The organism is Corynebacterium sp. CCUG 51687, from assembly GCF_024453995.1.
GTDB classification, from domain to species: domain Bacteria; phylum Actinomycetota; class Actinomycetes; order Mycobacteriales; family Mycobacteriaceae; genus Corynebacterium; species Corynebacterium pseudogenitalium.
In genome coordinates this window covers 1-1,898 of sequence record NZ_JAGPYT010000026.1, presented here as the reverse complement: position 1 = coordinate 1,898, position 1,898 = coordinate 1, and the positions used below count along the sequence as shown (strand labels likewise).

Annotated in this window: 1 rRNA gene; it reads left to right on the top strand. The window is 52.3% G+C overall.

Annotated features, from left to right (window positions below):
* Positions 1-254 precede the first annotated feature (254 nt).
* Positions 255-1,898 (top strand): 23S ribosomal RNA (locus KBX13_RS11390); the annotation flags it as partial.

Sequence of the window (1,898 nt, the reverse complement as noted above, 5' to 3'; positions counted from 1 at the left end):
ATAATTATTGTGTGTTGGTGCACTGTTGGGTGTCTGAGGCAGCAGTTGTGTTGTCTTGATTGATTCCGCGTGTTGATCACTGACTGGTTTGGTTGGTGGTTGGTGTGTGGGGTGTGTTGTGTGAGAACTGTATAGTGGACGCGAGCATCTTTATTCTTGTGGAAGAATTTTTTGATTGTAAGTTTGCCTAACAACAAGTGATTGTCATGCTGTTTGTGTGTGGTGGTTGTTTGTTGTTTGTTTGTTGTGTGTTTTTGTTTTGTTACAAGGGCGTACGGTGGATGCCTTGGCATGCTTAGCCGATGAAGGACGTGTGAGGCTGCGTTATGCCTCGGGGAGTTGCCAACAAAGCGTTGATCCGAGGATGTCCGAATGGGGAAACCTGGCACTTGTTATGGAGTGTTACCTGCAGATGAATGTATAGTCTGTGTGGGGGTTACGCGGGGAAGTGAAACATCTCAGTACCCGTAGGAGAAGAAAACAATTGTGATTCTGCTAGTAGTGGCGAGCGAACGTGGATGAGGCTAAACCATGCGTGTGTGATACCTGGCAGGGGTTGCGCGTGTGGTGTTGTGGGCGATGATTGTGGGTATGCTGCCATGTACCCCTATGATGCGGCGTGTTAGCGGAAGTCACCTGGGATGGTGTGCCGGAGAGGGTGAGAGCCCCTGTACGTGAAGGCGTGTCGTGTTGTGGTGATTGTTTGCCCGAGTAGCAGTGGGCTCGTGGAATCTGCTGTGAATCTGCCGGGACCACCCGGTAAGCCTAAATACTAAGTGTGACCGATAGTGAATAAGTACCGTGAGGGAATGGTGAAAAGTACCCCGGGAGGGGAGTGAAAGAGTTCCTGAAACCGTGCGCTTACAATCCGTCAGAGCACCGCGTGTGTGTGATGGCGTGCCTTTTGAAGAATGAGCCTGCGAGTCAGCGGCATGTCGCGAGGTTAACCCGTGTGGGGTAGTCGTAGCGAAAGCGAATCCTAATTGGGTGTTGTAAGTGGCATGTCCTGGACCCGAAGCGGGGTGATCTACCCATGGCCAGTGTGAAGCAGCTGTAAGAGGTTGTGGAGGCGCGAACCCACTTAGGTTGAAAACTGAGGGGATGAGTTGTGGGTAGGGGTGAAAGGCCAATCAAACTCCGTGATAGCTGGTTCTCCCCGAAATGCATTTAGGTGCAGCGTTATAGTAGTTTGCCGGAGGTAGAGCTACTGGTTGGTTGAGCGGGACTATCATCTTAGCAACATCAGCCAAACTCCGAATGCCGGTTAAGTGTTCTATAGCAGTGAGACTGTGGGGGATAAGCTTCATAGTCGAGAGGGAAACAGCCCAGATCGCCGGTTAAGGCCCCTAAGGGTGTACTAAGTGGAAAAGGATGTGGGATCGCGAAGACAGCCAGGAGGTTGGCTTAGAAGCAGCCATCCTTGAAAGAGTGCGTAATAGCTCACTGGTCGAGTGGTTCTGCGCCGACAATGTAGTGGGGCTCAAGTACACCGCCGAAGCCGCGGCATAGTTTTTACTATGGGTAGGGGAGCGTCGTGCATGGGGTGAAGCCATACTGTAAGGGGTGGTGGACTGTGTGCGAGTGAGAATGCAGGCATGAGTAACGAGAGATACGTGAGAATCGTATCCGCTGGATGACTAAGGGTTCCTGGGTCAAGTTCGTCTTCCCAGGGTGAGTCGGGTCCTAAGGCGAGGCCGACAGGCGTAGTCGATGGTCAACGGGTTGATATTCCCGTACCCGTATGCATGCGACAAAGAGTGAAGCGGTGATACTAACCACCCTGAACTGGCAACATGCGCATCCTTTTGGGTGTGTGGTTGTTGGTGATGCGTGGGGCCTGATCCGTGGTAGTTCAGTGATGGGGTGACGCAGTCAGGTAGCCGCGCCAAGTGTTGGAT